This window comes from Citrobacter sp. LST-B2, from assembly GCF_057983045.1.
In genome coordinates this window covers 4,890,071-4,915,361 of sequence record NZ_CP192598.1, presented here as the reverse complement: position 1 = coordinate 4,915,361, position 25,291 = coordinate 4,890,071, and the positions used below count along the sequence as shown (strand labels likewise).

The window sequence follows — 25,291 nt, the reverse complement described above, 5'->3', positions numbered from 1 at the left end:
TTTTCCCATGGGCGAGCCTTATTAGAAGTGGCGTAAAGATGCAAACAGCGACGCCCACTCACTTTTCGCGCGATAAAAGACTGGCGGTTTACCTAATGGCGCATCCACGGTTACCTCGCCGCCACTTTGCGTTTCACCTGTCCAGAGATTCACCCAATGATCCTCCGGCAGATACAGCGTCCAGTCGCAGCGGCCCTGCTCATGTACCGGAGCGACCAGCAGGTCTTGCCCCAGCAAGTACTGGTATTTCAGAGTGTAGGTGCGCGCATCGTTTTCGTAATGCAGGAACAACGGACGCATAACTGGCAAGCCAGTTGCGGCGTTTTGCGCGACGGCTTGCTTAAGGTACGGCTTCAACGTCGTAAACACGGTCGTCATTCTGGCGAAATGGGCGATGGTTTCCTCATCGCTGTCAAACTGCCAGTTATCACCGGGACGGTTACCTTCGTGGGTGCGCATCATGGGCGTGAAAGCATTGAAATCACACCAGCGCAGCAGCAACTCTTTGTTGCGTTTCATCTCAAACAGGGTGGTATAGCCGCCAATATCGCTGTGGTGCAGGCCGTGACCGCTCATAGCCAGCGACAGGGCAGCGGGAATAACGGAGGCGAGTCCATCGTCCAGACTCCAGTCCACGTTCTGGTCACCCGCCCACATCATGGTCGAGTATTTCTGACTGCCGGTGTAACCTGCGCGCATAAAGAACAGGATCTCGCCGAGTTTGCCGGTTTCCTGTAATGCCTCGTAGTTACATTTTGCCCACAGCGCAGGCCAGGCGTTATGCATGATCTCCGCGCTGACGCCGTTATGCAGAACCGTGTCGGTCGGCAGGTATTCGCCAAAGTCCGCCATCCAGCCGCCGCAGCCGAGTGCGATCATATTTTTCTTGATGACGTCTTTGAACCAGTCGTAGGCCGCCGGGTTGGTCAAATCAACCACGCCGCCGTAAAACTCACCAAATTCAACCAGATAATCATTACCGGACGCATCTTTTGCCAGATAACCGAGCTTTGCCGCTTCGGCGCACAGGTCTTTATCGCTGGCGACATACGGGTTGATATATGAAAGGAATTTCACGCCTTCGGCGTTCCACTGTTTGATACGGCTGTCCAGTTGTGGATAGTTGTCGCTGTTCCACTTCCAGTTCCACATCACGCGCTTACCGAATGACGTCATGCGGATCCCGGACCAGTCCTGCGCCCAGATGCCGTTTACCTTCACGCCAGCACGACGCATCGTATCCAGTTTCTTCTGGCACACTTCGGTGCCGCCCTGAATGCCCAGCGTGACGCCATCATAAATCCAGTCCGGTAATTCTGGTTGGCGACCTAACAGCGCGGTCAGTTTTTCCAGCAGCGCGATATAGGTGTCGGCGCATTCAATACGCAGGGTGGTTTTCTCCTCCCACAGCGCCAGTTCGTGATAATCCGGCGCGCTGAAGTCAAAATTCATGTAGCAACTGTTATCAACGTGGCAGTAATACTTCTGCGTACTGACAAACGTGGGTTGTGGGAAGAAGGTCCAGTAGTAGTCGCCGCCTGCGTTCTCTTTGCAGTCGGCCTGCCAGGTGACGTAGCTGGTTTTGTTACGGCCCACCCCCTGTTCGCTGGTCCACAGTGGAAACGGTTTGCCACGCAGATCGAAGTAAGAGAACTGCTCGCCGCAACCGTAGATATGGTCATTCGGGTTAGCAGCCAGTCTCAGCCAGATACGGTTATGGTCGGGATCGTCATTGTGCAGATCCAGTTGCAAACGACCCGCTTCATCGGTGGAGATGCGTAGCGTCGCCGTGACGGCATCACCACGACTAAAGCGTACTCGCCAGCCGTCGGCTGATTCACTGACAGTGGCATCGGTCAGGGCAATTTTCTCGTTAAGTTTGTCTTTAATGCTGAAGTTGCCACGAAACATGTCGATATCGGCGACGCCAGCACCAACCCACAGACAGGGGGCTGCTTCGCTGTGACGTAAAATTAATCGCTGGTGGTACGTAAGCGTAAATCCATTCTGTAACGTCGTCAGCTCTAATGGGGTTGACCGTTGTTGTAACGAATTCATCATCGTCTCCGTAATAAATAGGGTAATTCGGTAATTTGTCGGAAATCTTTTATTCGCTGCCGATGAGAAAATGCATCTGATGTGTTTCTCCTGGCGCGAGATAAATCAGGCCTGTTCCGGAGTTAAAGGCATCGGGTGGGCAGGTCATCGGTTCCACTGCAAGACCACGCCTTGCTAATTTCTCGCCGGTATATACCTGCAGCCAGGGTTGATGGCTGCGTAAAAAAGTCGTTATGTTTTGTGAGGCACAGGTCATCCTGACTTCCCACTCAACCTCAGGTGTCAAGACCCTGAATGTATGATCGATAGAGGTTCCTGCAATGCGTCTCGGCGTTGTGAAATCCCGTTCACTACCTGTTTCTTCACTCGCAGGAAGCGTCAATTCACAACCATCAATGGGGTGCAGATTGCAGGTCAAATAGGGATGGGCTCCGGCACCATACAGTGCGATTTCGTCACTCAGATTCTGCGTACGAATAAAGACATGCAGCCCGTGTGTTTCCTCCAGTCGATAAATCACCTCTGAAACCAGCGCAAAGGGATAACCATAAGAAGGCGGCAGAAAAATCGTCAGTGACGCTTCCGTTTTTGACTGCTGATTAATCTGCCAGTCCCGCCAGGCCAGTAATCCATGAATAGCGCTATGCGTAACCGGATCGTTAATGGCAAGCTGGAAGCGCTTGCCGTTATGTTGATAGCAGCCTTTTGCCACGCGATTTGGCCAGGGTATTAGCACTTTTCCCAAATGTGCCAACGGTATCTCTTCCGGCTTATGGGGAATAACGACGTGACGCCCACGGTGCGTCAGTTCTGCTAATCCGGCGCCAACTGTGACTATTTTCGCGCAGTAGTGCCCGGCCTGAAGATGAAGTGTTTTTCCACCGCTATGCATGGCTGCTATCCTCGTTGCTTACCTGGCGTTGATATCCAGAAGACCGGCAGCAACCGCAGGAGCAAGGCCCGGTGCCAGCGGTAAACGTGGGATAACCAGACAGTGCAACAGGTGATAAATATCCTGTTTACCGTCCCATACCCGGGTTGTGACCTTGTTGTCCGCATCCAGCTCCTGCCACCAGGAACCATTTTCGTAATCCATCAGGTACTTAATGCAGTATTCCCACCACGTCTGATACCAGGTTTCGTACTGGCGATCGCCCGTGACCGTATATAGCGCATAGGCGGTACCCATTGCTTCTACAATCGGCCAGCGCACCCGTTCACGAACAATGGGTTTGCCATCCCAGTCAACGGTGTACACGATGCCGTCAGCGCCGTCGGGTGCCCAGGCATCACGAATGGTGGCGTGGAAAAGACCTTTTGCGTCTTCCAGTAACCAGGCGGGCGGTTGTTCGCTTCTCGCTTCTAACGCGGCGTGGATATGCAGCATCAGACGGCCCCACTCAATCCAGTGGCCTGGCGTGCCGCCATAGGCGCGGAAACGGTGGGCGGGGTTGTCTTTGTTGTAGTCGCGGACCGGATTCCAGTTCACGTCGAAATGCTCATTGACCCGGTATTCCCCTTTGCGGGCGACATCGTGAATGATGACCGAGGCGATGTGGATCGCACGATCCAGCCATTTTTTGTCATGGGTGACGTCGTAAACAATCAGGAAGGCTTCCACGGCGTGCATATTGGCATTGCCGCCGCGATAGTCTTCGGTTTTGCTAAACGCTTCATCCCAGGATTCCAGACACATTTGCTCTTCTTCACTCCAGAAGTATTTCTCAATGACTTCAATGGTGTAATCGAGCAGTTTCCTGGCCTCAGGGTGTCCGGTGGTGACCGCGCTGGCAGCGCCCAGCAGTGCAAAAAAGTGTTGGTATCCCTGTTTGGAGGCATCTACCACGCCTTCATCATTCACGCAGGCGTACCAGCCACCGTATTTTTTATCCCGCAGCGCGCCGTTCATGGCCTTAATACCGTGATCGACCAGGCTGTAAGCGCCCGGTCTGCCCATCGCTGCGGCGACGGAATAGACGTGCAGCATGCGGGCGGTGATCCACAGGTGCGTGCCCATCTCTTCTTTGACCTGTCCTTTATTACCCAGCCAGCCGAATCCGGTTGGCACCGCCGCGTTCTTACCAAAATTGAAGATGCGATCGGTTTCTTGCTCCAGCCAGCGGTTGTGGCTCATGGTGTTAAACCATTTCATGCTTTGATCCTCGTATTAACGGCGGCGGGCCATCATTTCATCGACAATTTCACCTAAGCGTTGCAATTTAGGTGCAGACACATCACGCAGCATCATCTCGCTGTCCGGCAGGCCAATCACCGATGACCAGACCGCACGACCGGCAAGGAAGCCAGAAGCGCCAGCACTCATTGCAACGCTGACCGCGCGTGGAAACAGCTTTTCATCAACGCCGGAAGAGAGAATGACCCACGGCATATTGATGTGTTCGTTCAGGTGTTGAGACGCGCTGAGCAGGGCTTGCTGCGTGCCTTTACCCTGCAGCGGCATTTCGACCTTATAGAGATCGGCGCCGCTGTCGCCCAGTTCTTTGGCGGCGTCGATAATCGCCTGTTCACGATCGAATTGATCGCCGCGACGCGGCGGACGGACTACCGGTTCGATGATGCTCAATAGACCCTGGCTATGGCACAACGTATTAAATTCTTTCACCATTTCAAGACGTTGCTGCGCATCTTCATCACTGCGCCAGAGCACCAGCAGTTTTAAGGCTTTCGCGCCATCCTGCTTGACGGCCTGAGGATTGATGGTTTTATCAATCACTACGCTGTCGACGGGGATGCCATTACCCGGGATGAAGGCGTCGGCGGCGACAATCATGGCGCAGCTTTTGGCAACGGCATTCTGCTCTACCGCCTGGCGGTAGCAAAACTGTTGGTCCAGCAGGATCGCGGAGGCATACGGCGAGAGAATTTTTGCAGCATTGACTTTAAAATCCGTGAGATGCTGATCGGTGACCGGCGTTGGCGTGCCTGCGGCGGCAAACATCAGGCGCATTGCTTCACGCTGGTCAACGGCCAGCATGGCGAAACCGCCGGAAGGTCTGGTGATATCTTTCAGGGTGTACGTGGTCATTCTTCAGTCCTTTTTACCTGTCAATGGTGGTTTTTCAGTCCGGCAGAAGTGCGAACCTGTTCAAGAATGGCGGTCCAGTCTTCCCGCCCACGGCCAGCGGCTCGTGCCTGGTTATAAACTTCCCTGGACGCCGCGCCGAGCGGCATAGGAACGTGCAGCTGGTTGGCGACATCCAGCGCGATGCCGAGATCTTTGTGGGCCAGGTCGATCATGAAGGCCGGGGAAAGATCGCCTTTCAGCACTTTGTTCGGCCACGAGGTGGTGAAGTGACCTTTACCTGCGGGTGTCCCGCTCATGACCTGTAGCGCGACATCGAAGGAGAGACCCAGCGCTTCACACAGCACGGCGGCTTCGGCTGACAGGGCATTCAGCGCAATGCTCATGTAGTTGTTAATCAACTTCACGCGGATCCCCATTCCTGGGCCGCCGGCGTTAATCAACTCATTCCCCATTGCCATCAGTACCGGTGTGGCGCGCTCGACCTGGTCCGGTGTGCCGCCCGCCAGCAACAGCAATGTACCGGCAACGGCGTGATCCGAGGTTCTCCCGACCGGGACATCCATCATGGCGAAGCCTTTAACGCGAAGGTCGGCGATCAGCTTGTCAGTCTGCAAGGGATGGATGGTTGACATATCGATCACCAGCGCTTGTGGGGAGAGGCGTTCGCAAACGCCTTTTTCGCCCAATAATACGCTGCGCACCAGATCGCCGTTGGGCAGCATCGTGATGACAAACTCAGCGCCTTCTGCGGCCTGTGCTGGAGAGCGGGCTGGTTGTGCCCCTTTTTCGACCAGACGTTGGACGGCATCGGGGTTAACGTCAAAAATGCTAAGTTGGTGACCCTGTTTGAGTAAGTTGCTCGCCATTGGGGCGCCCATCTGTCCTAATCCGATAAATGCGATGACTGCCATATCGTTCTCCTGAGACGGTGGTGTCATTTTTTGTCAATTATGACCGGTTGTTTCTGTCTGTTTTTGATCGTATTTGTAATTTATGGTCAAAAAATTGACAGCCGTCACTTTTTAAACATTTTGTGGAATTAAAATAATCTCATCCCGAAATGCTTAAGGAACGACCATGATTCGTATTGCTTGTGTAGGTATTACCGTGCTGGATCGCATCTATTACGTAGAAACGTTACCGGCTGTAGGCGGTAAATATGTGGCGCGTCGTTATACCGAGGTGGGCGGTGGACCAGCCGCCACTGCCGCAGTGGCAGCGGCGAAGTTAGGGGCACAGGTAAACTTTATTGGCCGTGTGGGCGATGACGACACCGGAAAACACCTGTTGGCGGAGCTGGAATCTCTGGGGGTCAATACCCGTTACACCCGGCGCTATGCGGGGGCAAAGTCGTCGCAATCGGCTATCATGGTTGATGCTCAAGGGGAGCGGATTATCGTCAATTTCCCGAGCCCCGATTTGCCGGCGGAGGCCGACTGGCTCAATGACATCGACTTTTCCCAGTGGGATATCGTACTGGCGGACGTTCGCTGGCATGAAGGGGCAAAGCAGGCCTTTACGCTGGCGCATCAGGCGGGCGTGGAGACGCTGCTGGATGGTGATGTGACGCCTCAGGACATCAGCGAGCTGGTGGCCTTAAGCGATCATGCTGTGTTTTCGGCCCCGGGTCTGGCGCGCCTGACGGGCATCAATGAGACCGCCAATGCGTTGAAACAATCACAAACGCTCACAAATGGACATGTCTACGTCACGCAAGGTAGTGAAGGGTGTGACTGGATAGAAAATGGCACGCTGCAACACCAGGCCGGTTTTGCAGTGGATGTGGTGGATACAACCGGGGCAGGCGACGTTTTCCACGGTGCGCTGGCATTCAGCCTCGCATCAGGAAGCGAACTGAAAGACGCGGTCAGGTTCGCCAGTGGGGTGGCGGCACTGAAGTGTACCCGACCGGGTGGACGTGCAGGAATTCCTGACTGTGATCAAACCCGATCTTTTCTGTCACTTTTTGTATAAAATGCAGGGCAATGGTTTTTCGAGGAATTTTCATGAGTTTTACCGAACTGACCGGTAACCCACGGCATGATCAGTTGCTATCGCTCGTTGGTGAGCGTGGGTATATGAACATTGATGAACTGGCGGGTTTACTGGATGTCTCTACGCAGACGGTGCGCCGTGATATCCGTAAATTAAGCGAACAGGGGCTGATTACCCGTCATCACGGTGGCGCTGGCCGCGCGTCCAGCGTGGTTAACACCGCTTTTGAGCAACGTGAAGTCTCGTGGACGCAAGAGAAGAAAGCCATCGCGGAAGCGGTGGCGGACTATATTCCAGATGGTTCCACGGTGTTCATTACCATTGGCACCACCGTGGAACAGGTGGCGCGGGCGTTGTTGAACCACAATCATCTGCGCATCATCACCAACAGCCTTCGGGTTGCGCATATTCTCTATAACAATCCCCGTTTCGAAGTGATGGTCCCCGGTGGAACGCTGCGTCCACATAACAGCGGGATTATTGGCCCTTCTGCGACTGCGTTTGTCGCTGATTTCCGGGCGGACTACCTCGTCACCAGCGTCGGGGCGATTGAAAGCGATGGCGCGATGCTGGAATTTGACGTCAATGAGGCCAGTGTGGTGAAGACGATGATGGCTCACTCCCGCCATATTCTGCTTGCTGCCGATCATACGAAATACCACGCCTCGGCGGCGGTAGAAATTGGCAATGTTTCTGCGGTAACCGCGTTGTTTACTGATGAACTCCCTGGCCCGGCTCTGCATACGCTTCTTCAGTCTCATCAGGTTGAAATCGTTCAGGTGAGCCCAGACCAGGATGATGGCGTTTCTTCGTAACAGACTCCTTTCAAAATAAACCGCCGTTCAGGCGGTTCTTATCACAAAAAATATAAATAGTTAAACGTCCTGGTATTATGTATAAAAATCCTAAAACTCGCATGAAGTATCAAATTGTGCTTTTAATGCGCATTGATTCGTAAGCTTTTTTTACCCTCGTTACGCACTCTTTTTATTCATTAAAAAAACACCCAGGAATAATATAAATAAATGGATGTCATTTTATTATTTTTGCTTTTTCGTCAGTTCAACCCCCGTTGACATAACCTTTGAATAACTGTATTAATCGCGCAAAAGGAAAGATTTATAATTTTAAGGTAAGTGAATCTTTAAGGTTTTAAAGATGAACGGACCCGCTTTGCCTTTTAATTAATTTTTACTGCGTCTTTTATGCTCTTATCCGAAAAAAGAGTAGTACGGAAAAGGTATTCCTATGAAAACACAAAAAATGCAATGCAAACCACCCTCACCGGGGAAATTGGCACTCTGTATCGCCAGTGCGCTGGCGCTCGGAGGATTTAGCGGGCAAGCGGTTTCCGCGGGGTGTAGTTACACGACTACGGCACAGTTCTTATGTGATGACCAGACGATTTACTATAGTGGTAATCCTCTGATGTCAAATAGTCGGGACTATACGACATTTAACGAAACCATGATTAATACCAGCCAAAACGGAACAACTACACCTTTGCAAGGTTGGGGTGTATACCTCGATAGCGCAGGCTATAAATTTAAAAATCTGGTAATTAATACAACCGGTTCGGAAGCAGATGGTATCCACTCAAAAAATGCGGGTGGCAGACTGGAAGCTGAAAATATCTCTATTATTACTACCGGAACGAGTTCCGACGGGATTAACCTCGGACGTGAGTTGAGCAACGCATCCTCCGTTGTGGAAGTGAGCGGTAACGTGAGGGTGGATGCCGAAAATGGTATGGGGTTGCGCGCAAATATATCCAGAGCAAATACCAGCGCACAGTCATCAATTATTGTTCATGGGAATGCGGATATTGTTACCCGTGGTTCTGGGGGCGCGAACTCTGGATACGGGATCTATGCTGGTAAGGATCTCGGTGACTTATTTGGCAGTGCTGCGGGAATCGCGGATGTCACGATTGGCGGTACTGCAACCATTACCACTTCCGGTTCGAATGCTCATGGTGTTTACGCAGGAAGGAAAGGTGAGGTCAACCTCAATAACGTCAATATCACAACCACTGGTAGTGGCGCGAATGGTATCTATGCTTACGCCAGCAGTGATTTTGCCACAGTGAATTTGGGTGGGGACACCACCATTAAGGCGACAGGCAATAATGCCAATGCGATGTATGCCTATCAAAGTAAAGGCCTCATTCGCTCCTGGGATGCCACTACGGACACTGCAAGCTCTGGTGTCTATAACATTGAGGGCAACCTTTATGCACGCTATAGCGGCGTTATTGACCTGACAATGGATGATGGGAGCCATTTCGTGGGCACCGCCAACTCTTCGCAACTGGAAAATACAGCATCTTACCGTGCGACTATTAATCTGGATATGAAGGGTGCCAGCAGCGAATGGACGATGACTGGAAATTCCGTGGTCTCTAATCTGACGCTGGATCAGGCGACGCTGCGCTACAGTCCTGACGGCGTGTCTCGCGATGATGCGGGAACCTTCAAAACATTGACTGTGATAGGAAACTACATCGGGACCAACGCGCTGTTAGTGCTGAATACCGTACTGGAAGGGGATTCGTCTCTGACCGATAAACTGATTGTTCAGGGCGATACCTCCGGTAATACCAAAGTGGGGATCAACAACATTGGTGGTGTGGGTGAACTGACCGTCGATGGGATTAAAATTGTTGAGGTTACCGGTAATTCTGACGGTACCTTTACCAAATCAGGGCGTATCGTCGCCGGTGCGTACGACTATGACGTGGTGAAAAAAGCCAGTGACTGGTATCTGACCAGCGAGCTGTCACCGGTGGATCCGCCGCCAGTGGAGCCGCCTCCGCCACCACCGACTGAGCCGGATCCCGATCCCGCGCAGCCAGACCCAACTGATCCTCCAGGACCGCCAGTATATCCGGGCCCCGTCGAGCACCAGTATCGCCCTGAATTCGGGAGCTATCTGGCGAACAACTATGCGGCCAATACGATGTTTATCACCCGTCTGCATGACCGTCTGGGTGAAACTCAGTATACCGATATGCTGACTGGCGAAGAAAAAGTCACCAGTATGTGGATGCGTAACGTAGGGGGCCATAATCGCTTTACTGACGGCAGCGGGCAGTTGAAAACCAACGCTAACCGTTATGTTCTGCAGTTAGGCGGCGACCTGGCGCAGTGGAGCAGCGACGGCCTCGATCGCTGGCATCTGGGTGCCATGGCGGGTTATGCCAACCAGAAAAGTAAAACCCGTAACAGTTACACTGGCTATTCGTCTCGTGGACAGGTAGATGGTTACAGCGTCGGTCTGTATGCCACCTGGTATGCCAATGAAGCGGATAAGACCGGGACCTATCTGGATAGCTGGGTACTGTATAACTGGTTTGATAACACCGTTAGTGGCGAACATCTGGCCAGCGAAAACTACAAATCCGACGGTATCACGGCGTCTGTTGAAGGCGGTTATAGCTTCCTGGTCGGGGAAAGTGAAAATAAAACCTACTGGATCCAACCGAAAGCGCAGGTTATCTGGATGGACGTGCAGGCCGATTCACACCGTGAGCACAACGGGACGGTGGTTAAAGACAAAACTGACGGCAACCTGATGACTCGCCTCGGCGTCCGTGCTTACCTGAAAGGTCATGCGGAGAAAGATGCCGATAAAGGCCGTGATTTCCAGCCGTTCATTGAAGCGAACTGGATCCACAACACCAATAACCAGACCGTACAGATGGGCTCCATCAAGGATGACATCAGCGGGACACGTAACATTGGTGAGCTGAAAGTGGGTATTGAAGGGCAAATCAACCCGCGTCTGCAGGTGTGGGGTAACGTGGCGCAGCAAATGGGCGACAACAGCTACAGCGATACCTCTGCGATGCTCGGGGTGAAATACAGCTTCTAAGAAACCGAGAAATATCACACCAGAACAAGGCGATGCTCTCAGGGCATCGCCTTTTTTTCCTTCATCTTTCCCTGACGGGTACATAGTCAAAACGCCCCTTTCCCGCTACAGTTATTCATCCACGGCAAGTAAGGAGAAGGGACATGCTCTATATCTTTGATTTAGGTAATGTGATTGTCGATATCGACTTCAACCGCGTATTAGGTACCTGGAGCGATCTGAGCCGTGTGCCGCTGGCGTCGTTAAAGCAGAGCTTTACGATGGGTGAGGCCTTCCATCAGCACGAACGGGGAGAAATCACCGATGAAGCATTTGCCGAGGCCCTTTGTCATGAGATGGATCTGTCGCTGAGCTACGAACAGTTTTCCCATGGCTGGCAGGCCGTTTTTGTCGCGCTACGGCCTGAGGTTATCGATATCATGCAGAAACTGCGTGAGCAGGGGCATCGCGTGGTCGTCCTGTCGAACACCAACCGGCTGCATACGACGTTCTGGCCAGAGGAATATCCAGAAATTCGCCAGGCGGCGGACCATATTTATTTGTCGCAGGATCTGGGGATGCGCAAGCCGGAGACACGGATTTATCAGCATGTGTTACAGCAAGAGGGTTTTTCAGCGAGCGACACGGTCTTTTTTGATGACAACATCGATAATATAGAAGGGGCCAACCAGTTGGGGATAACCAGCATTCTGGTGACCGATAAAACCGTCATTCCTGAGTATTTCGCGAAGTTGTTATGCTAAAAACCGTGCATCAAAAAGCCAGGCATCATACCCGACCGATCTGGGCCTGGCTGAAGCTCCTCTGGAAGCGCATTGATGAGGACAATATGACGACCCTGGCAGGGAATCTTGCCTACGTCTCGTTGCTCTCATTAGTGCCGCTGATCGCCGTTGTATTTGCGCTTTTCGCCGCTTTTCCGATGTTTTCCGATGTCAGCGTCCAGTTGCGACACTTTATTTTTGCCAACTTTATCCCGGCAACGGGCGATGTGATTCAACGTTACATTGAGCAGTTTGTCGCCAACTCCAACAAAATGACGGCGGTGGGGGCCTGCGGATTAATCGTCACCGCGCTGCTGTTGATGTATGCCATTGATAGCGCGCTGAATACTATCTGGCGCAGCACGCGCACGCGGCCAAAAGTGTACTCCTTTGCTGTGTACTGGATGATTTTGACGCTGGGACCATTACTGGCAGGGGCCAGTCTGGCGATCAGTTCCTATCTTCTCTCATTACGCTGGGCCAGCGATCTCAATACCGTGATTGATGATGTGCTGCGTCTCTTCCCGCTGATCCTCTCCTGGCTCTCATTCTGGCTCCTCTACAGCGTGGTGCCGACCACGCGCGTACCGAATCGGGATGCGATTGTCGGCGCCTTTGTCGCTGCGGTCCTGTTCGAGGCCGGAAAGAAAGGTTTCGCGCTTTATATCACCATGTTCCCGTCATATCAGCTTATTTACGGCGTGTTAGCGGTGGTACCCATTTTGTTTGTCTGGGTGTACTGGACGTGGTGTATCGTCTTGCTTGGTGCGGAAATAACTGTCACTCTCGGGGAATACCGCAAACTCAAACAAGCCGCAGAACAAGAAGAAGCAGACCAACCATGATTGCATTAATTCAGCGCGTAACCCGTGCCAGCGTCACCGTGGAGGACGAAGTGACGGGTGAAATTGGCTCAGGACTTTTAGTGTTGTTGGGTGTCGAAAAGGATGACGACGAGCAGAAAGCGAATCGCCTGTGTGAACGTGTGCTCGGCTACCGTATTTTTAGCGATGCCGAAGGCAAAATGAACCTGAACGTGCAACAGGCGGGCGGGAGTGTGCTGGTGGTTTCACAATTTACGCTGGCGGCGGATACCGAACGCGGCATGCGTCCGGGGTTCTCTAAAGGGGCGACGCCGGAGCGGGCGGAGGCCCTGTACGATTATTTCGTCGAACGCTGCCGCCAGCAGGACATGAATACGCAGACCGGACGCTTCGCTGCGGATATGCAGGTTGCGCTGGTGAATGACGGCCCCGTGACGTTCTGGTTACAGGTATGAATCAGCTTCCGGCGTGGCCGCGGGTTACAAGAGAGAGTACCGCTATGTATCACCTTCGAGTACCGCAAACAGAAGAAGAATTAGAGCGTTACTATCAGTTTCGCTGGGAAATGCTGCGCAAGCCGCTGCATCAACCGAAGGGTTCCGAGCGTGATGCCTGGGACGCAATGGCGCACCACCAGATGGTGGTCGATGAAGAGGGCAATCTGGTTGCCGTCGGGCGGTTGTACATCAATGCCGATAATGAGGCTTCCATCCGTTTCATGGCTGTCGATCCCACCGTGCAGGAAAAGGGGCTGGGAACGCTGATGGCAATGACGCTGGAGTCCGTCGCACGTCAGGAAGGGGTCAAACGAGTGACCTGTAGCGCACGGGAAGACGCTGTCGAATTCTTCGCCAAACTGGGTTTTGTCAATCAGGGCGAAATCACCACGCCGCAAACTACGCCGGTTCGCCACTTTTTGATGATCAAACCGATTGCCTCGCTCGATGACATTTTGCATCGCGGCGACTGGTGCGGACAGCTACAGCAGGCGTGGTATGAGCACATCCCGCTGAGCGAGAAGATGGGTGTACGTATTCAGCAGTACACCGGACAAAAATTTATTACCACCATGCCGGAGACGGGCAATCAAAATCCGCACCACACGCTGTTTGCCGGGAGCCTGTTTTCGCTGGCTACGCTGACCGGCTGGGGGCTTATCTGGCTGATGCTGCGTGAGCGCCATCTTGGGGGCACGATCATTCTCGCTGACGCCCATATCCGCTATAGCAAACCTATCAGCGGCAGACCCGCCGCGGTTGCCGATCTCGGCTCGTTGAGCGGCGATCTTGACCGTCTGGCGCGCGGGAAAAAGGCGCGGGTTCAACTGCAGGTAGAGCTGCTGGGCAATGACACACCGGGCGCTATTTTTGAAGGTATTTACATCGTCCTGCCCGCCAAACCGTTTGGTCCCTATGAAGAAGGCGGAAACGAGGAAGAGTAGGGGGAACTCCCTTCTCTATTCTTCGCTAACGGACGGGATAGTCACGCGCCAGGCGATATCCTGCATTGCGCTGCGCGCCGCATGGCTGACGCCAGCTAGCTGGAAAAAACCATGAATCACGCCGAGGTAGCGCTGGCAGGTGCAGTCGACGTGTTGGGTCGTCAGTCGCTCATACAAAAGTTCGCCTTCGTCGCACAGCGGATCAAATTCAGCGGTGATGATGTGCGTAGGCGGTAAGCCGCTGAGATCATCTCGCCAGAGCGGGCTGGCTTCGGGATGCTGGCGATCGGTATGGGGCATATACATCTCATACCCGGTTAGCAACGTGTCGCGGGTAATGATGTAGTCCAGACCGTTGCGGGTATAGCTCTCACATTTTGCGGTCGCGTCGAGCATCGGGTAGATCAGCATCAATTGTGCGGGCAGCCATTGCTTTGCTGCCTTCAGGCGCAATGCTGTCACCAGCGCCAGGTGTCCGCCCGCACTGTCCCCGGCAAGCGTGATGTGCTGGCGTTCAACGCCAAGCTGTTTCGCATATTGCCAGATCAGGTTGGCCCCTTTTTCAGCATCGTCATGCGCCGCAGGAAACGTGTGTTCTGGTGCGAGGCGGTATTGTACGGCAATCACCCGGCAACCGCTGGTATACGCCAGTTGTCGCAACTGATTATCATGCGTGGCAAATCCGCCGCTCACGAAACAGCCGCCGTGGTAGTAAATAACGCAGGGCAGAGCACCCGAAGCATGGCGCGGTGATACGACGCGCAGCGTCATCCCCTCCAGTTCAACATCGCTGACCTCTACGCGCATTTCGGTCTTTCCGGCCAGCGCGGTACTGGCGATATAGCCTGCTCTCCGGTCATCAATATGTTGCCGACGAACAGAAGGACGTCCCGCCGCGATAAATTCCTCGACCCGTTGTGCAATCCCGTTTTCAAGCGCCATTTTCTTAATCCCTAAAATCTGTATGAATATACAGTGTTATAACCTGGTTTTTCATGAAAGAGAATGGTGGATTTGGGACAGAGTAAAATTCTGGAAAGCGCCTCGCAAAAGGAAAAGTCACTACGGAGATCGCTTTTTTCCTGCTTGCTGACGGTGTATGTTGTTTGAAAATTATTCGCCAATGATATACTGGAAGTATATGTATGCATATGGCTGGAATGGACATGGGCAGAATATTACTCGACTTATCCGATGAGATGATCAAGCGCCTTGACGATCTCAAGCAGCAGCGGAATCTGCCGCGTGCGGAGTTGTTGCGCGAAGCGGTTGAACAGTACCTTGAAAGGCAGGGACAGGCTGAAACCACGATTTCCAATGCGCTGGGGCTCTGGCAGGGCTGTGAGGAAGACGGCGTTGAGTATCAGAGGACGCTACGCGAGGAATGGTAATGCAAAAGGGTCCCGTGCTGTTCGATACCAATATCCTGATTGATTTATTCAGCGGGCGCCAGGAAGCACAGCAAGTACTGGAAGCGTATCCGCCGCAGAATGCCATCAGCCTGGTTACCTGGATGGAAGTAATGGTGGGGGCAAAAAAATACCATCAGGAATATCGTACACGTGTGGCGTTGAGTGCGTTCAACATCATCGGCGTTTCACAGGAAATTGCTGAGCGAAGCGTGAATCTCAGGCAGGAATATGGGATGAAACTTCCGGACGCGATCATTCTGGCTACCGCGCAGATTCATCGGTTTGCGCTTGTGACGCGCAACACCAGAGATTTCGCGGGGATACCTGGCGTCATTACGCCTTATCAGTTGCAAGCCGGACGATAAGCACCGTCCGGCATCACCTGTTGAAGGCGTTTACTCCCCTTCTCCCGGGAACAGGAACGGGTTGATGGAACTGCGGGCGAAGCCTTCTTGCTCCATGCGCGCGTCCAGTACCAGCGACGCGAGGTCGTCGGCGACGGCTTCCACTTTCGGGTCTTTTTCCTGATAGAGGATCTTAAGGTAGGTTCCACAGTCACCGCAGCTTTCGGCTTTGATTGCCGCCTGCTCATTATCCAGTGACCAGTAGTGCAGATCGCGGCTTTGCTCGCAGTTGCTGCATTTAACACGAACCACATGCCACTCGGTTTCACAAAGGTTGCAGTGCAGATAGCGCAGTCCCTGGGTGGTGCCAATTTGCACCATGCTGGAGACCGGCATCGAGCCGCACACCGGGCAGTACTGACGTTGTTCGCCGTATTCCGCGCGGGCTTTACCCGGGATAAGGCTGGCCATTTGCGCCCAGTACAGCGACAGCGCGGCCCAGATGAACGGGGCCTTATCGCTGCTGACCGCGGCGAAATCGGAGGCAAACAGAGCGCTGGCCATCTGTTCCAGTTCCTGTTCGGAGGCTTTTTCCAGATTTTCGATCACCGCCAGCGCCGGGCCGCTCATCTCCGGTTTCAGTTCGGCGATCAGCGAGTGCAGCAGTTTCTGCCAGTGCTTATCGCGTGGCAGAACGTGGATATCCAGCGGCGGCTTACCCTGATCGTTGGCTTCTTTGATGCGTGCAGTGAGATCCATCTGCAACGGATGGTCATACAGCACCACTTCCTGGGCATGGGCGATCAGCGCAGCAAAGCGCAGGTAATCTCCCAGCGGGTTATTCTCAGCCAGTTCGCGCAGACGCTCGGCGCGACGGTTATACAGATTTTTGAGCCGGGGGAATAATAACGGTGGAATCATATCCGTCGCGCGTTTCTCGCTCTTTTCCAGCTCATCTTGCGGGATGATACGAATGCTCATTCAGTCACTTCCTGGTTAGGCAGATTTAGCTAGGTGTAATCCGCTCTGTGAATTGGCGGGCATTTCGCGCCCGCGCTGGTGAATGTCATTAATGATAACCGCAATCGGCCTGCGGGTTATAGCGGTGACATCGCAATGTGTGCGTTACGATACCTGATATCGATACCCCAGACCATGCACCGTTCGGATTAGCTGCGGCTGATTGGCATCCTGTTCGATGACTTTGCGGAGCCGGGAAATGTGCTGATCCAGCGTACGGCTATTGGGCAAATAGTCGTACCCCCACGCCGCATCGAACAACATATCGCGCGTAACCACCTGATTTTTATGACGCTCAAGACAGCTTAAAATGCGAACTTCCCGCAGCGTCAGCTCCAGCTTTTGTTCGCCGCGCCAGGCGCACAGTTCATTCGGTAACACCGTCAGGTCGCCAAAAGCAAAACTGAGGTTAGGCTGCGTGGCGCTATGGTTTAAACAACGACGGGCGATGGTTTTTATCCGCGCCCGCAGTTCATGAATACCAAACGGTTTGCTGATGTAGTCATCTGCACCCAGTTCCAGCCCCACGACACGGTCGATCTCCTCATCTTTGGCGGAGAGAAACACGATGGGAATGTGTTCGTTCTGGCGGCGAATTTCCCGGCAGACGGTATAGCCATCCATTTCGGGCATCATGATGTCTAACAGCACAAAGTCCGGTTTGTCGCGATGATAACTCTCCAGCGCCGCGCGCCCGTTCGGTGCTGCTATGATCGAATAACCCTCGCGCGACAGTGCATCCACCAGACCCTGGCGGATGTTTGCATCATCTTCGGCAATCAGTATCTTCATATTCTCATCCCTGCGGCAGCGTAAGGGTAAAGCGGACGCCTGGCTCTTGCGCCGTTACCTGAATCTTTCCGTGCAGGCGTTGCGCCAGTTGGCAAGCGATGGTGAGCCCAATACCGGTACCTGAAACACCCTCGGTAATGGAGGATTTGACCCGATAAAACGGGCGGAAGATCAAGGACATCTCATTTTCCGCAATACCGGGACCATAGTCGCGAACGGCGATCTCCACGTTTTCCGCAACGTGTTCAACGGTCAGATCCACGCGCTGGCCCTGCGAAGCGTATTTTTCGGCATTACTGAGAAAGTTGCTGACAATTTGCGTGATCACGTCGCGATCGCTGTGCAATATCAGATTCTCAGGGCAGGACATGTGAATCGTCATGCCTTTAGCCTGCAACGCAGGCGTAAAGATCTGCGTAATTTCTGTCATCAGACGGCGGAGATTGACTGGCTGAAGATGCAGTTTCGGTGCGCGCGTAAAGGTCAGGATATTCTGGATAAGCCGTGATAACCGCTGGCCTTCCTGAGTGATCACATCCACATAGCGTCGCTCATGCGTTTGTTCATCATCCAGCCCTTCGCGCAGCAGTTCGGCATAGAGCGTGATGTTGGTCAGCGGTGTTTTCAGTTCGTGTGACACCTGGCTGACAAAATCGACCTGCTGGCGCGCCTGACGCGCCGCGCGGGTATATTCCCGCCACAGCGAGACGCCCAACAGTGCGACGGCGAGAAGCAGCAGGACGATTAATGCGCCGCCCCACAGCCAGATATGCCAGAGCGGTGCGTTGACGCCGTAAGCGCTGACCTGCCACGTTGTGAGTGGATACGCCAGCGTGCGGGAGTCCAGTAAAGTGAGCCGCCGCAGATCCGCCTGCGCGTTCTGATAAAGCTGACGGCCGTTTTCCGTCACCCTGACAATCTGCTGCGGATCCCCCGGGTTCACCTGTATGCCGTTCGCCATATCCATCATCAGCTGTACCCAGGAGAGGCGAAAGCCGATGATCGCCCCCTCTTTCTGCCGCCAGTAGATCAACAGCGGTTCCGGAGTCTCAAAACTAATAAACCAGCCGGCCTGCGGCGTGTCCTGCTCGCTTTGCGTCATATGACTGGCAAGTTGGCTGGGATCGTTGACCAGCGGGCTGAGCAGGCGTACCCACTCTTTATCCTTGTTGCTCAACGGCTGACGCTCATCGGGGTAAAGGAGATGATTTTTCCGCAGCATAAAGACGTCGGCAATGTCGCTGTCGTTCTCTTTAAGCGCGCTGAGGGTGGCGACCTCTGCGGGGTCGATAAAATCGCCAATCGCATGCAGGCGGGAGGCTTTTTGCTGCAGAATATTTTCGATCCCCCTGGCGACGCTGGCGGTTTGCGATTTCGCCAGGGTTTGGGTCTGGTACTGACGCAACAAGACTTCATGTTCCAGAGTGCGAACGCCCAGGTAAGCAAGCAGAATAAAAAACATCAATGTAATGACGAGATAAATCGGCTTACGTCTGAACATCCAGCACTCCTTGTGGATCAGTTCGATTTCGAACTCTGGTTTTTGGTTTTATAACTCTGTTCTTTCAGCGACTTGCGCGACGCTTCTTTGCTTTCGCTTTCCATCCTGTCCAGCAACTTAAGATTTTCCTCTGCGCTCGCCTGTGCCTTCATTCTGGCGGCCGGTGCGCTAAGCGGTAACGCGCTGAGTGTACTGGAGTTTTCGCGCAGGATCGCTTTCGCCTCGTCCATTTTGCCTTCATCGATGAGCTGTAACGCCTGCTCATTCTGAATGGCGGATTTCTGAATGGCGGAATCGACGATCACATCCTCCACCTGCGCTTTCTGAACCTCGTTGGCTGAGGCGGTATAGCTGACGGCCATCTTGTCATCCCAACGCTCTTTCTGCCCGGTGGCGAGGTTGTTATAGCTGACGTTGACCTCAGCGAGCGGCTTGCTTTGTGCGGCCTGGCCTTTCGCCGGCAGCACTTCCAGCATGACATATTTCTCCTGATTGGCGTAAAGCTGGTTCAGTTTAACGGTCACCGTGTTGTCGCGGATTTCACCTTCACGCCCCAGCAGGCGAAGTGGCTTAACGTTGTCGGCGACGTTAATTTGCACCACCACATCCTGAGCGACGACGGACATGACATCGCCAAATTCATGGGCAAATGCCTTCTCCAGGGCATCGGTGTTTTGTACAAACACGTGGTTGCCATCGCTGTACTGGGCAATCGCCGCCATCAGATCTTCATTGTAGCCTTCGCCAATACCCATCGTCGTGATGGCAATCCCTTTGCGGGCGGCAATCTTACCCAGTTCTGCCAGCTCGCTGGTGGAGGAAGGGCCGATGTTCGCCTGACCATCAGACAGCAGGATGATGCGGTTAACATGGGCCTTATCGAGGAATTTACTGTTTTCTTTGATACCGCGGCTGACACCGGCAAACAGGGCAGTACCGCCGCGTGCGGTCAGTCGTTCACGGATTTGGCTGATAAGTTTCGCTTTATTGTCGACTTTGGCCGCCGGCACAATGACATCCACGACGTCGTCGTAAATCACCACCGAGAGCGTGTCCTGGGCGCTTAAAGTGTTCACTGCCATTACGGCAGCTTCTGTGGCTTGTTCGATACGCTCGCCGCCCATAGAGCCGGAGCGGTCAATCACCAGCGCGAGGTTGATCGGGCTGCGTTTGGTTGCATGCAGCGGGAAACCCGTCAGTGATACTTTGAGGTAGTTTTTGTCCTGGCTGTTTTCCAGCACCAGAGGGGAAGCCAGTTCGGATTTAATCGTCACTTTCGGCGCGGGCGGTTGTGCCGCCGTTGTTGTCGCAAGCAGTCCCATTGCCAGGGCTGCGAAGAGGTGTTTGAGATTCACGGTACGTCTCCTTGTCTTAAGAATCGACTCCATTCTTATGCGACCGTAACGTCGGTTGGTCTGTAATCTGTATAAAGTTGTCAAAAAGTTGTCAAAACGGCCTGTCAGGCCAAAAATATCCCTTAAAAAAACGCCGGAAACTCAGTCTCCGGCGTTATCTTATCGGTTCACGAACAGCCTTTGCTTACGACTGGGTTTTATCCTGCTTTTCGCGAACTTCACGGTACCAGCGCGGGTGATGCTTCTTCGCCCAGGAGCGGGTTACCCAGCCCTCTACCATCGCGGTAATAGTACCTTTTACCCACAGCGCGGCGTAAATATGCACCATGATAACCACAATCAGCGCGACGGCGGCAAATGAATGCAGCATTAACGCGAAGCGGATCACCGGAATGGAGAACGCTGGCGCAAAGTACGGACGCCAGATGATCACACCGCTCACCAGCAGCAGCACCAGGAAGATAATCGCCGCCCAGAACACGCATTTCTGGCCGAAGTTATACCGCCCGGTGTCACCCACCTCTTCGTTGACGACAATCTTGCGAATGTTCTTCGCCCAAAAAATGTCATCCCGGTTAATCAGGTTGTGGTGCCAGTAACGGAAGAACATGATGATGAACGAGGCAAACATGATGACGCCCACAAACGGGTGCAGAATACGCGCCAGTTGCGGTGTGCCCATGATTTGCATCAGCCAGTTGAAGGACGGGAAGAAAAAGCCCAGTCCGCTCACCGCCGCCAGCACGAAGCAGAAGGCGGTGACCCAGTGGTTGATGCGTTCCGGCGCGGTGTAGCGCACGATGGTGTCACGTCTTTTCATTTGCGCACCTCATCGTCTTTCTCTTCATGCAGGTTGTTCTCTTCCTCATCCGCACGGTTTGGACCGACACCGACGTAGTGGAAGATGCTGGCCGCAAAGGTCGCGGCAAAGCCGACCGCTGCAAGAGGCTTCCAGATCCCTTTCCAGAATTTCACGGTGGCGCTGATTTCCGGGTTCTCCGGCAGACCGTGGTACAGATTCGGTTTGTCGGCATGGTGCAACACATACATCACGTGCGTCCCACCTACGCCCGCCGGATCGTACAGGCCAGCATTGTCGTAACCACGGGTTTTCAGTTCTGCCACACGCTCGCCAGCCAACGTTTTCATGTCCTCTTTGGAACCAAAGTGGATAGCACCCGTTGGGCAGGTTTTCACGCAGGCCGGTTCCTGGCCAACGGTCACGCGGTCAACGCACAGCGTACATTTATAGACGCGGTTGTCTTCCGGGTTGAGTCGCGGCACGTCGAACGGGCAACCGGCGATGCAGTAACCACAGCCGATGCACTGCTCGGACTGGAAGTCGACAATCCCGTTGGCATACTGAATGATAGCGCCTTCTGCCGGACACGCCTTCAGGCAGCCCGGATCGGCGCAGTGCATACAGCCATCCTTACGGATCAGCCATTCCAGTTTGTCGTTCTGCTCCACTTCCGAGAAACGCATCACGGTCCAGGATTTAGCGGTTAAATCCGCCGGGTTATCATAGACCCCGACGTTGCTGCCGATCTCATCACGGATGTCGTTCCACTCTGAACAGGCCACCTGACAGGCTTTACAGCCGATGCAGGTGGTGACGTCAATGAGCTTCGCCACTTCTTCCTGGAAGTCCCGCGCCTGAGGCGCGGGGGTGAGACCGTTAGTCGCGGAACGACGGATAATGTCTTGCGATTGATAAGCCATAAGTCGTCTCCGTTACACCTTTTCCACGTTCACCAGGAAGGACTTAAATTCCGGCGTTTGTGAGTTGGCATCGCCCACCGATGGCGTCAGGGTGTTCGCAATAAACCCTTTCTTCGCCACACCTTCATAGCCCCAGTGAATCGGAATACCGATAGTATCGATATCCTTACCGTCTGCCTTCAGCGTGCGAATACGCTTAGTCACCACTGCTTTGGCTTTGATATAGCCGCGGTTAGAGGAGACTTTAACAGTGTCGCCATGGGCGATACCGAGCTTGTTCGCCAGCGTCTCGCCGATCTCCACAAATTGTTCCGGCTGCGCGATAGCGTTAAGCAGCGCATGCTTGGTCCAGTAGTGGAAGTGCTCGGTCAGACGGTAAGTGGTTCCGACGTACGGGAACTTATCGGCTTTACCCAGCGCTTCGGCGTCGGCCTTAAAGATACGGGCGGCAGGGTTGGAGATCACGTTCGGGTGCAGCGGGTTGGTACCCAGCGGCGTTTCAAACGGTTCGTAGTGTTCCGGGAATGGACCTTCCGCCATCTTGTCGAGAGCGAACAGACGTCCCATCCCTTCCGGTTGCATGATGAACGGCCCGACGTCGCTGCCTGGCGCGGCGGCGCTGTAGTCCGGAATGTCCATCCCGCTCCATTTTGCGCCGTCCCATTTCAGGATCTGGCGCTTTGGATCCCACGGATTACCCTGCGGGTCAGCGGAAGCACGGTTGTACAGGATGCGGCGGTTCAACGGCCATGCCCATGCCCAGCCCAGCGTATTGCCCAGACCGGACGGATCGGCGTTATCGCGACGCGCCATCTGGTTGCCTTCCGGCGTCCAGCTACCGGCGAAAATCCAGCAGCCACTGGAGGTGGTGCCGTCGTCACGCAACTGAGCAAACGAGCTGAGCTGTTGGCCTTTCTTGACGATCACTGCGCCCGTAGCCGGGTCGATGAGATCGGCCAGCGCTTTCCCGTTACTCTCCATCGCCACTTCTTCCGATGCCGGTTCATGTGGGGTGGAGTAGTTCCAGGTCATGCTCAGCACCTGTTCCGGGTTGGCACCGCTCTGCTCAGCATACATTTTGCGCAGGCGCAGGAAGATACCGGCCAGGATTTCGCCGTCGGTGACCGCGATCCCCGGGGCGTCTGCGCCTTTCCAGTGCCACTGCAGCCAGCGACCGGAGTTCACGATCGAGCCGTTCTCTTCGGCGAAGCAGGTGGACGGCAGGCGGAACACTTCGGTCTGGATTTTCGACGGATCCACATCGTTCGACTCACCGTGGTTTTGCCAGAAGGTGGAGGTCTCGGTGTTGAGCGGATCGATCGTCACCAAGAACTTCAGTTTGGACAGTGATGCGATCGTCTTGTTTTTGTTCGGGAATGAGGCAACCGGGTTGAAGCCCTGGCAGATATAGCCATTGACCTTACCCTCTTTCATCATCTCGAAGTACTGCAGCACGTCGTACCCTTTGTCCCACTTCGGCAAGAAGTCAAAGCCCCAGCTATTTTCCGCTGTCGCTTTATCGCCGTAGAAGGCCTTCATCAACGAGACGAAGAATTTCGGGTAGTTGCCCCAGTAGTTGACCTGGTCTTTCAACAGCGGTTTTGGCGTGTTCGCGGCCAGATACGTTTGCAGGTCCGGCTGTTTTTCATTCGGTAGCGTCAGGTAACCCGGCAGGCTTTGTGACAGCAGGCCTAAGTCTGTCAGCCCCTGAATGTTGGAGTGGCCGCGCAGGGCGTTAACGCCGCCGCCTGCCATCCCCATGTTGCCAAGCAGCAACTGGATCATCGCCATGGTACGAATGTTCTGCGAACCGATGGAGTGCTGTGTCCAGCCGAGGGCATACAGGAACGATGCGGTTTTGTCTTTCGCGCTGGTTTCCGCAATGTACTCGCAGACTTTCAGGAAGTCGGCTTTTGGCGTACCGCAGATATTTTCCACCACGTCCGGCGTGTAGCGGGAGACGTGCTGTTTCAGCAGGTTCCAGACGCAGCGCGGGTGTTGCAGGGTGGTATCGCGTTTGGCAAAGCCCTCTTCGTCCAGCTCATAGTTCCAACTGGTCTTGTCGTACTTGCGTTGATCCGCGTTATAGCCAGTGAACAGGCCATCTTCGAAGCCGAAATCTTCACGCACGATCAGGCTGGCGTTGGTGTAGGCCTCGGTGTATTCGCGGTTATATTTTTCGTTCGTCAGCAGGTACAGCATCACGCCTGACAAGAAGGCAATGTCAGTACCAGAACGGATTGGGGCATAGAAATCGGCCACCGACGCCGTACGCGTGAAACGCGGATCGATCACAATCAGCTTCGCGCCGTTGTGAATCTTCGCTTCCATCGCCCAGCGGAACCCGACCGGGTGTGCTTCAGCGGCGTTACCGCCCATCACCACGACGAGGTTGGCGTTCTTAATGTCGACCCAGTGGTTGGTCATCGCACCGCGACCAAATGTTGGAGCAAGACTTGCTACCGTTGGTCCGTGTCAGACACGCGCCTGGTTGTCGACCGCGAGCATACCGAGCGCGCGGGTGAATTTTTGCGTTAAAAAGCCGGTTTCGTTACTGGACGCGGAAGCACACAGCATCCCGGTAGACAGCCAGCGGTTAACGGTAACGCCTTCAGCGTTTTGCGCAATGTAGTTGGCATCGCGGTCTTCTTTCATCAGTTTCGCGATGCGGTCAAATGCCTCATCCCAACTGATTTGTTGCCATTTATCCGAGCCTGGCGCGCGGTATTCCGGGAATTTGAGGCGACTTTCGGAGTGGATGAAGTCCACCAGACCGGCCCCTTTCGGGCAGAGCGCACCACGGTTGACCGGATGGTCCGGGTCACCTTCGATATGGAAGATTGACGCTTTGGCGTTTTTTGCACCGTCGCCGAGGCTGTACATCAACAGCCCACAACCAACGGAACAGTAAGTGCAGGTATTACGGGTTTCGCGGGTGCGCAGCAGTTTATATTGCCGGGTTTCCGCGAGCGCTACGCCGGGCGCGAAGCCCAGTGCTGCCGCCGTGGTGCCTGCCATACCGCCAGCGCAGATCTTAAAGAACTGCCTTCTGCTGACCTGCATGGTTTGCTCCTTTTTCGACATTGTCACATCCCTTTCACATTCATGTTGGTGAGCGCTCAGGGTGTGGTTGTTATTTTTCTT

The 25,291-nt window shown here is 54.1% G+C and carries 22 protein-coding genes; 9 read left to right on the top strand and 13 right to left on the bottom strand.

The features are described from left to right. Positions 1-21 precede the first annotated feature (21 nt). From ACQ0PY_RS23640 to yihU, 5 genes are read right to left on the bottom strand one after another with little or no spacing between them, the layout of a single operon-like run. The gene (locus tag ACQ0PY_RS23640) at positions 22-2,058 is read right to left on the bottom strand and encodes an alpha-glucosidase (protein ID WP_109739665.1); all 2,037 of its coding nucleotides are present in this window, start codon (positions 2,056-2,058) and stop codon (positions 22-24) included. 49 nt (positions 2,059-2,107) lie between these two features. Continuing rightward, on the bottom strand, positions 2,108-2,950 hold the full coding sequence (locus tag ACQ0PY_RS23635; RefSeq protein ID WP_109739664.1) for an aldose-1-epimerase: 843 nt from the start codon (positions 2,948-2,950) through the stop codon (positions 2,108-2,110). Positions 2,951-2,968: 18 nt separating this feature from the next. After that, positions 2,969-4,210: a sulfoquinovose isomerase gene (gene yihS / locus ACQ0PY_RS23630; protein WP_044265143.1), complete on the bottom strand. Its 1,242-nt coding sequence runs from the start codon at positions 4,208-4,210 to the stop codon at positions 2,969-2,971. A 15-nt stretch (positions 4,211-4,225) separates the two neighbouring features. Further along, a complete protein-coding gene (gene yihT, locus ACQ0PY_RS23625) occupies positions 4,226-5,104 on the bottom strand; it encodes a sulfofructosephosphate aldolase (RefSeq protein ID WP_042998854.1) in 879 nt (292 codons plus the stop codon). 20 nt (positions 5,105-5,124) lie between these two features. Beyond that, positions 5,125-6,015 (bottom strand): sulfolactaldehyde 3-reductase, encoded by an 891-nt coding sequence (yihU, locus tag ACQ0PY_RS23620; protein WP_109739663.1) that lies wholly within the window; start codon positions 6,013-6,015, stop codon positions 5,125-5,127. A gap of 166 nt (positions 6,016-6,181) precedes the next feature. Between yihU and ACQ0PY_RS23615 the strand changes: the two genes are divergently transcribed. The 7 genes from ACQ0PY_RS23615 to fabY all read left to right on the top strand — a co-directional run bounded on the left by ACQ0PY_RS23615 (position 6,182) and on the right by fabY (position 14,001). Then, a complete protein-coding gene (locus ACQ0PY_RS23615; protein ID WP_044265147.1) occupies positions 6,182-7,078 on the top strand; it encodes a sugar kinase in 897 nt (298 codons plus the stop codon). Positions 7,079-7,110: 32 nt separating this feature from the next. Further along, positions 7,111-7,914 carry a DeoR/GlpR family DNA-binding transcription regulator gene (locus ACQ0PY_RS23610; protein ID WP_044257161.1) on the top strand — a complete coding sequence of 268 codons (804 nt, stop codon included), beginning with the start codon at positions 7,111-7,113 and terminating at the stop codon, positions 7,912-7,914. 613 nt (positions 7,915-8,527) lie between these two features. Continuing rightward, a complete protein-coding gene (locus ACQ0PY_RS23605; protein WP_231912848.1) occupies positions 8,528-10,972 on the top strand; it encodes an autotransporter outer membrane beta-barrel domain-containing protein in 2,445 nt (814 codons plus the stop codon). A gap of 143 nt (positions 10,973-11,115) precedes the next feature. Then, positions 11,116-11,715 carry a glucose-1-phosphatase gene (yihX, locus tag ACQ0PY_RS23600; RefSeq protein ID WP_044265152.1) on the top strand — a complete coding sequence of 200 codons (600 nt, stop codon included), beginning with the start codon at positions 11,116-11,118 and terminating at the stop codon, positions 11,713-11,715. Next, entirely contained in the window at positions 11,709-12,581 is an 873-nt protein-coding gene (locus ACQ0PY_RS23595; RefSeq protein WP_044257165.1) for a virulence factor BrkB family protein, read from the top strand. The genes yihX and ACQ0PY_RS23595 overlap by 7 nt, the downstream gene beginning before the upstream one ends. Next, positions 12,578-13,015: a D-aminoacyl-tRNA deacylase gene (dtd, locus tag ACQ0PY_RS23590; RefSeq protein WP_044265155.1), complete on the top strand. Its 438-nt coding sequence runs from the start codon at positions 12,578-12,580 to the stop codon at positions 13,013-13,015. Before ACQ0PY_RS23595 ends, dtd begins: the two co-directional genes overlap by 4 nt. A gap of 44 nt (positions 13,016-13,059) precedes the next feature. Next, positions 13,060-14,001, top strand: coding sequence for a fatty acid biosynthesis protein FabY (gene fabY / locus ACQ0PY_RS23585; protein ID WP_042998862.1), 942 nt, complete (start codon positions 13,060-13,062; stop codon positions 13,999-14,001). 15 nt (positions 14,002-14,016) lie between these two features. Here the strand turns inward: fabY and ACQ0PY_RS23580 are convergent, their stop codons facing one another. Continuing rightward, entirely contained in the window at positions 14,017-14,943 is a 927-nt protein-coding gene (locus ACQ0PY_RS23580; protein WP_061069448.1) for an alpha/beta hydrolase, read from the bottom strand. Positions 14,944-15,152: 209 nt separating this feature from the next. Between ACQ0PY_RS23580 and ACQ0PY_RS23575 the strand changes: the two genes are divergently transcribed. Further along, positions 15,153-15,392 (top strand): ribbon-helix-helix domain-containing protein, encoded by a 240-nt coding sequence (locus ACQ0PY_RS23575; RefSeq protein WP_162300700.1) that lies wholly within the window; start codon positions 15,153-15,155, stop codon positions 15,390-15,392. Then, positions 15,392-15,778: a type II toxin-antitoxin system VapC family toxin gene (locus tag ACQ0PY_RS23570; protein WP_042998865.1), complete on the top strand. Its 387-nt coding sequence runs from the start codon at positions 15,392-15,394 to the stop codon at positions 15,776-15,778. The genes ACQ0PY_RS23575 and ACQ0PY_RS23570 overlap by 1 nt, the downstream gene beginning before the upstream one ends. A 30-nt stretch (positions 15,779-15,808) precedes the next feature. Here ACQ0PY_RS23570 and fdhE read toward each other — a convergent pair whose 3' ends face one another. The 7 genes from fdhE to fdnG all read right to left on the bottom strand — a co-directional run bounded on the left by fdhE (position 15,809) and on the right by fdnG (position 25,210). After that, positions 15,809-16,738: a formate dehydrogenase accessory protein FdhE gene (fdhE, locus tag ACQ0PY_RS23565; protein ID WP_042998866.1), complete on the bottom strand. Its 930-nt coding sequence runs from the start codon at positions 16,736-16,738 to the stop codon at positions 15,809-15,811. 144 nt (positions 16,739-16,882) lie between these two features. Continuing rightward, complete coding sequence (locus ACQ0PY_RS23560; protein ID WP_044257174.1) at positions 16,883-17,569, bottom strand: response regulator transcription factor; 687 nt, start codon at positions 17,567-17,569, stop codon at positions 16,883-16,885. Positions 17,570-17,573: 4 nt separating this feature from the next. Continuing rightward, entirely contained in the window at positions 17,574-19,070 is a 1,497-nt protein-coding gene (locus ACQ0PY_RS23555; protein ID WP_109739661.1) for a sensor histidine kinase, read from the bottom strand. A 17-nt stretch (positions 19,071-19,087) separates the two neighbouring features. Then, entirely contained in the window at positions 19,088-20,425 is a 1,338-nt protein-coding gene (locus ACQ0PY_RS23550) for a vWA domain-containing protein (protein ID WP_086512772.1), read from the bottom strand. Between the two features lie 184 nt (positions 20,426-20,609). Next, entirely contained in the window at positions 20,610-21,245 is a 636-nt protein-coding gene (fdoI, locus tag ACQ0PY_RS23545) for a formate dehydrogenase cytochrome b556 subunit (RefSeq protein WP_044257180.1), read from the bottom strand. After that, positions 21,242-22,147, bottom strand: a complete 906-nt coding sequence (fdoH, locus tag ACQ0PY_RS23540; protein ID WP_042998870.1) for a formate dehydrogenase O subunit beta — start codon at positions 22,145-22,147, stop codon at positions 21,242-21,244. Before fdoH ends, fdoI begins: the two co-directional genes overlap by 4 nt. 12 nt (positions 22,148-22,159) lie before the next feature. Further along, complete coding sequence (gene fdnG, locus ACQ0PY_RS23535) at positions 22,160-25,210, bottom strand: formate dehydrogenase-N subunit alpha (protein WP_090050648.1); 3,051 nt, start codon at positions 25,208-25,210, stop codon at positions 22,160-22,162. Between the last annotated feature and the right edge of the window lie 81 nt (positions 25,211-25,291).

What these genes read in the sequence shown, in the direction of transcription:
- ACQ0PY_RS23640 (WP_109739665.1), bottom strand. Translation starts at nt 2,058, where the DNA reads ATGAATTCGTTACAACAACGGTCAACCCCATTAGAGCTGACGACGTTA.
- ACQ0PY_RS23635 (WP_109739664.1), bottom strand. Translation starts at nt 2,950, where the DNA reads ATGCATAGCGGTGGAAAAACACTTCATCTTCAGGCCGGGCACTACTGC.
- yihS (WP_044265143.1), bottom strand. Translation starts at nt 4,210, where the DNA reads ATGAAATGGTTTAACACCATGAGCCACAACCGCTGGCTGGAGCAAGAA.
- yihT (WP_042998854.1), bottom strand. Translation starts at nt 5,104, where the DNA reads ATGACCACGTACACCCTGAAAGATATCACCAGACCTTCCGGCGGTTTC.
- yihU (WP_109739663.1), bottom strand. Translation starts at nt 6,015, where the DNA reads ATGGCAGTCATCGCATTTATCGGATTAGGACAGATGGGCGCCCCAATG.
- ACQ0PY_RS23615 (WP_044265147.1), top strand. Translation starts at nt 6,182, where the DNA reads ATGATTCGTATTGCTTGTGTAGGTATTACCGTGCTGGATCGCATCTAT.
- ACQ0PY_RS23610 (WP_044257161.1), top strand. Translation starts at nt 7,111, where the DNA reads ATGAGTTTTACCGAACTGACCGGTAACCCACGGCATGATCAGTTGCTA.
- ACQ0PY_RS23605 (WP_231912848.1), top strand. Translation starts at nt 8,528, where the DNA reads ATGTCAAATAGTCGGGACTATACGACATTTAACGAAACCATGATTAAT.
- yihX (WP_044265152.1), top strand. Translation starts at nt 11,116, where the DNA reads ATGCTCTATATCTTTGATTTAGGTAATGTGATTGTCGATATCGACTTC.
- ACQ0PY_RS23595 (WP_044257165.1), top strand. Translation starts at nt 11,709, where the DNA reads ATGCTAAAAACCGTGCATCAAAAAGCCAGGCATCATACCCGACCGATC.
- dtd (WP_044265155.1), top strand. Translation starts at nt 12,578, where the DNA reads ATGATTGCATTAATTCAGCGCGTAACCCGTGCCAGCGTCACCGTGGAG.
- fabY (WP_042998862.1), top strand. Translation starts at nt 13,060, where the DNA reads ATGTATCACCTTCGAGTACCGCAAACAGAAGAAGAATTAGAGCGTTAC.
- ACQ0PY_RS23580 (WP_061069448.1), bottom strand. Translation starts at nt 14,943, where the DNA reads ATGGCGCTTGAAAACGGGATTGCACAACGGGTCGAGGAATTTATCGCG.
- ACQ0PY_RS23575 (WP_162300700.1), top strand. Translation starts at nt 15,153, where the DNA reads ATGGCTGGAATGGACATGGGCAGAATATTACTCGACTTATCCGATGAG.
- ACQ0PY_RS23570 (WP_042998865.1), top strand. Translation starts at nt 15,392, where the DNA reads ATGCAAAAGGGTCCCGTGCTGTTCGATACCAATATCCTGATTGATTTA.
- fdhE (WP_042998866.1), bottom strand. Translation starts at nt 16,738, where the DNA reads ATGAGCATTCGTATCATCCCGCAAGATGAGCTGGAAAAGAGCGAGAAA.
- ACQ0PY_RS23560 (WP_044257174.1), bottom strand. Translation starts at nt 17,569, where the DNA reads ATGAAGATACTGATTGCCGAAGATGATGCAAACATCCGCCAGGGTCTG.
- ACQ0PY_RS23555 (WP_109739661.1), bottom strand. Translation starts at nt 19,070, where the DNA reads ATGTTCAGACGTAAGCCGATTTATCTCGTCATTACATTGATGTTTTTT.
- fdoI (WP_044257180.1), bottom strand. Translation starts at nt 21,245, where the DNA reads ATGAAAAGACGTGACACCATCGTGCGCTACACCGCGCCGGAACGCATC.
- fdoH (WP_042998870.1), bottom strand. Translation starts at nt 22,147, where the DNA reads ATGGCTTATCAATCGCAAGACATTATCCGTCGTTCCGCGACTAACGGT.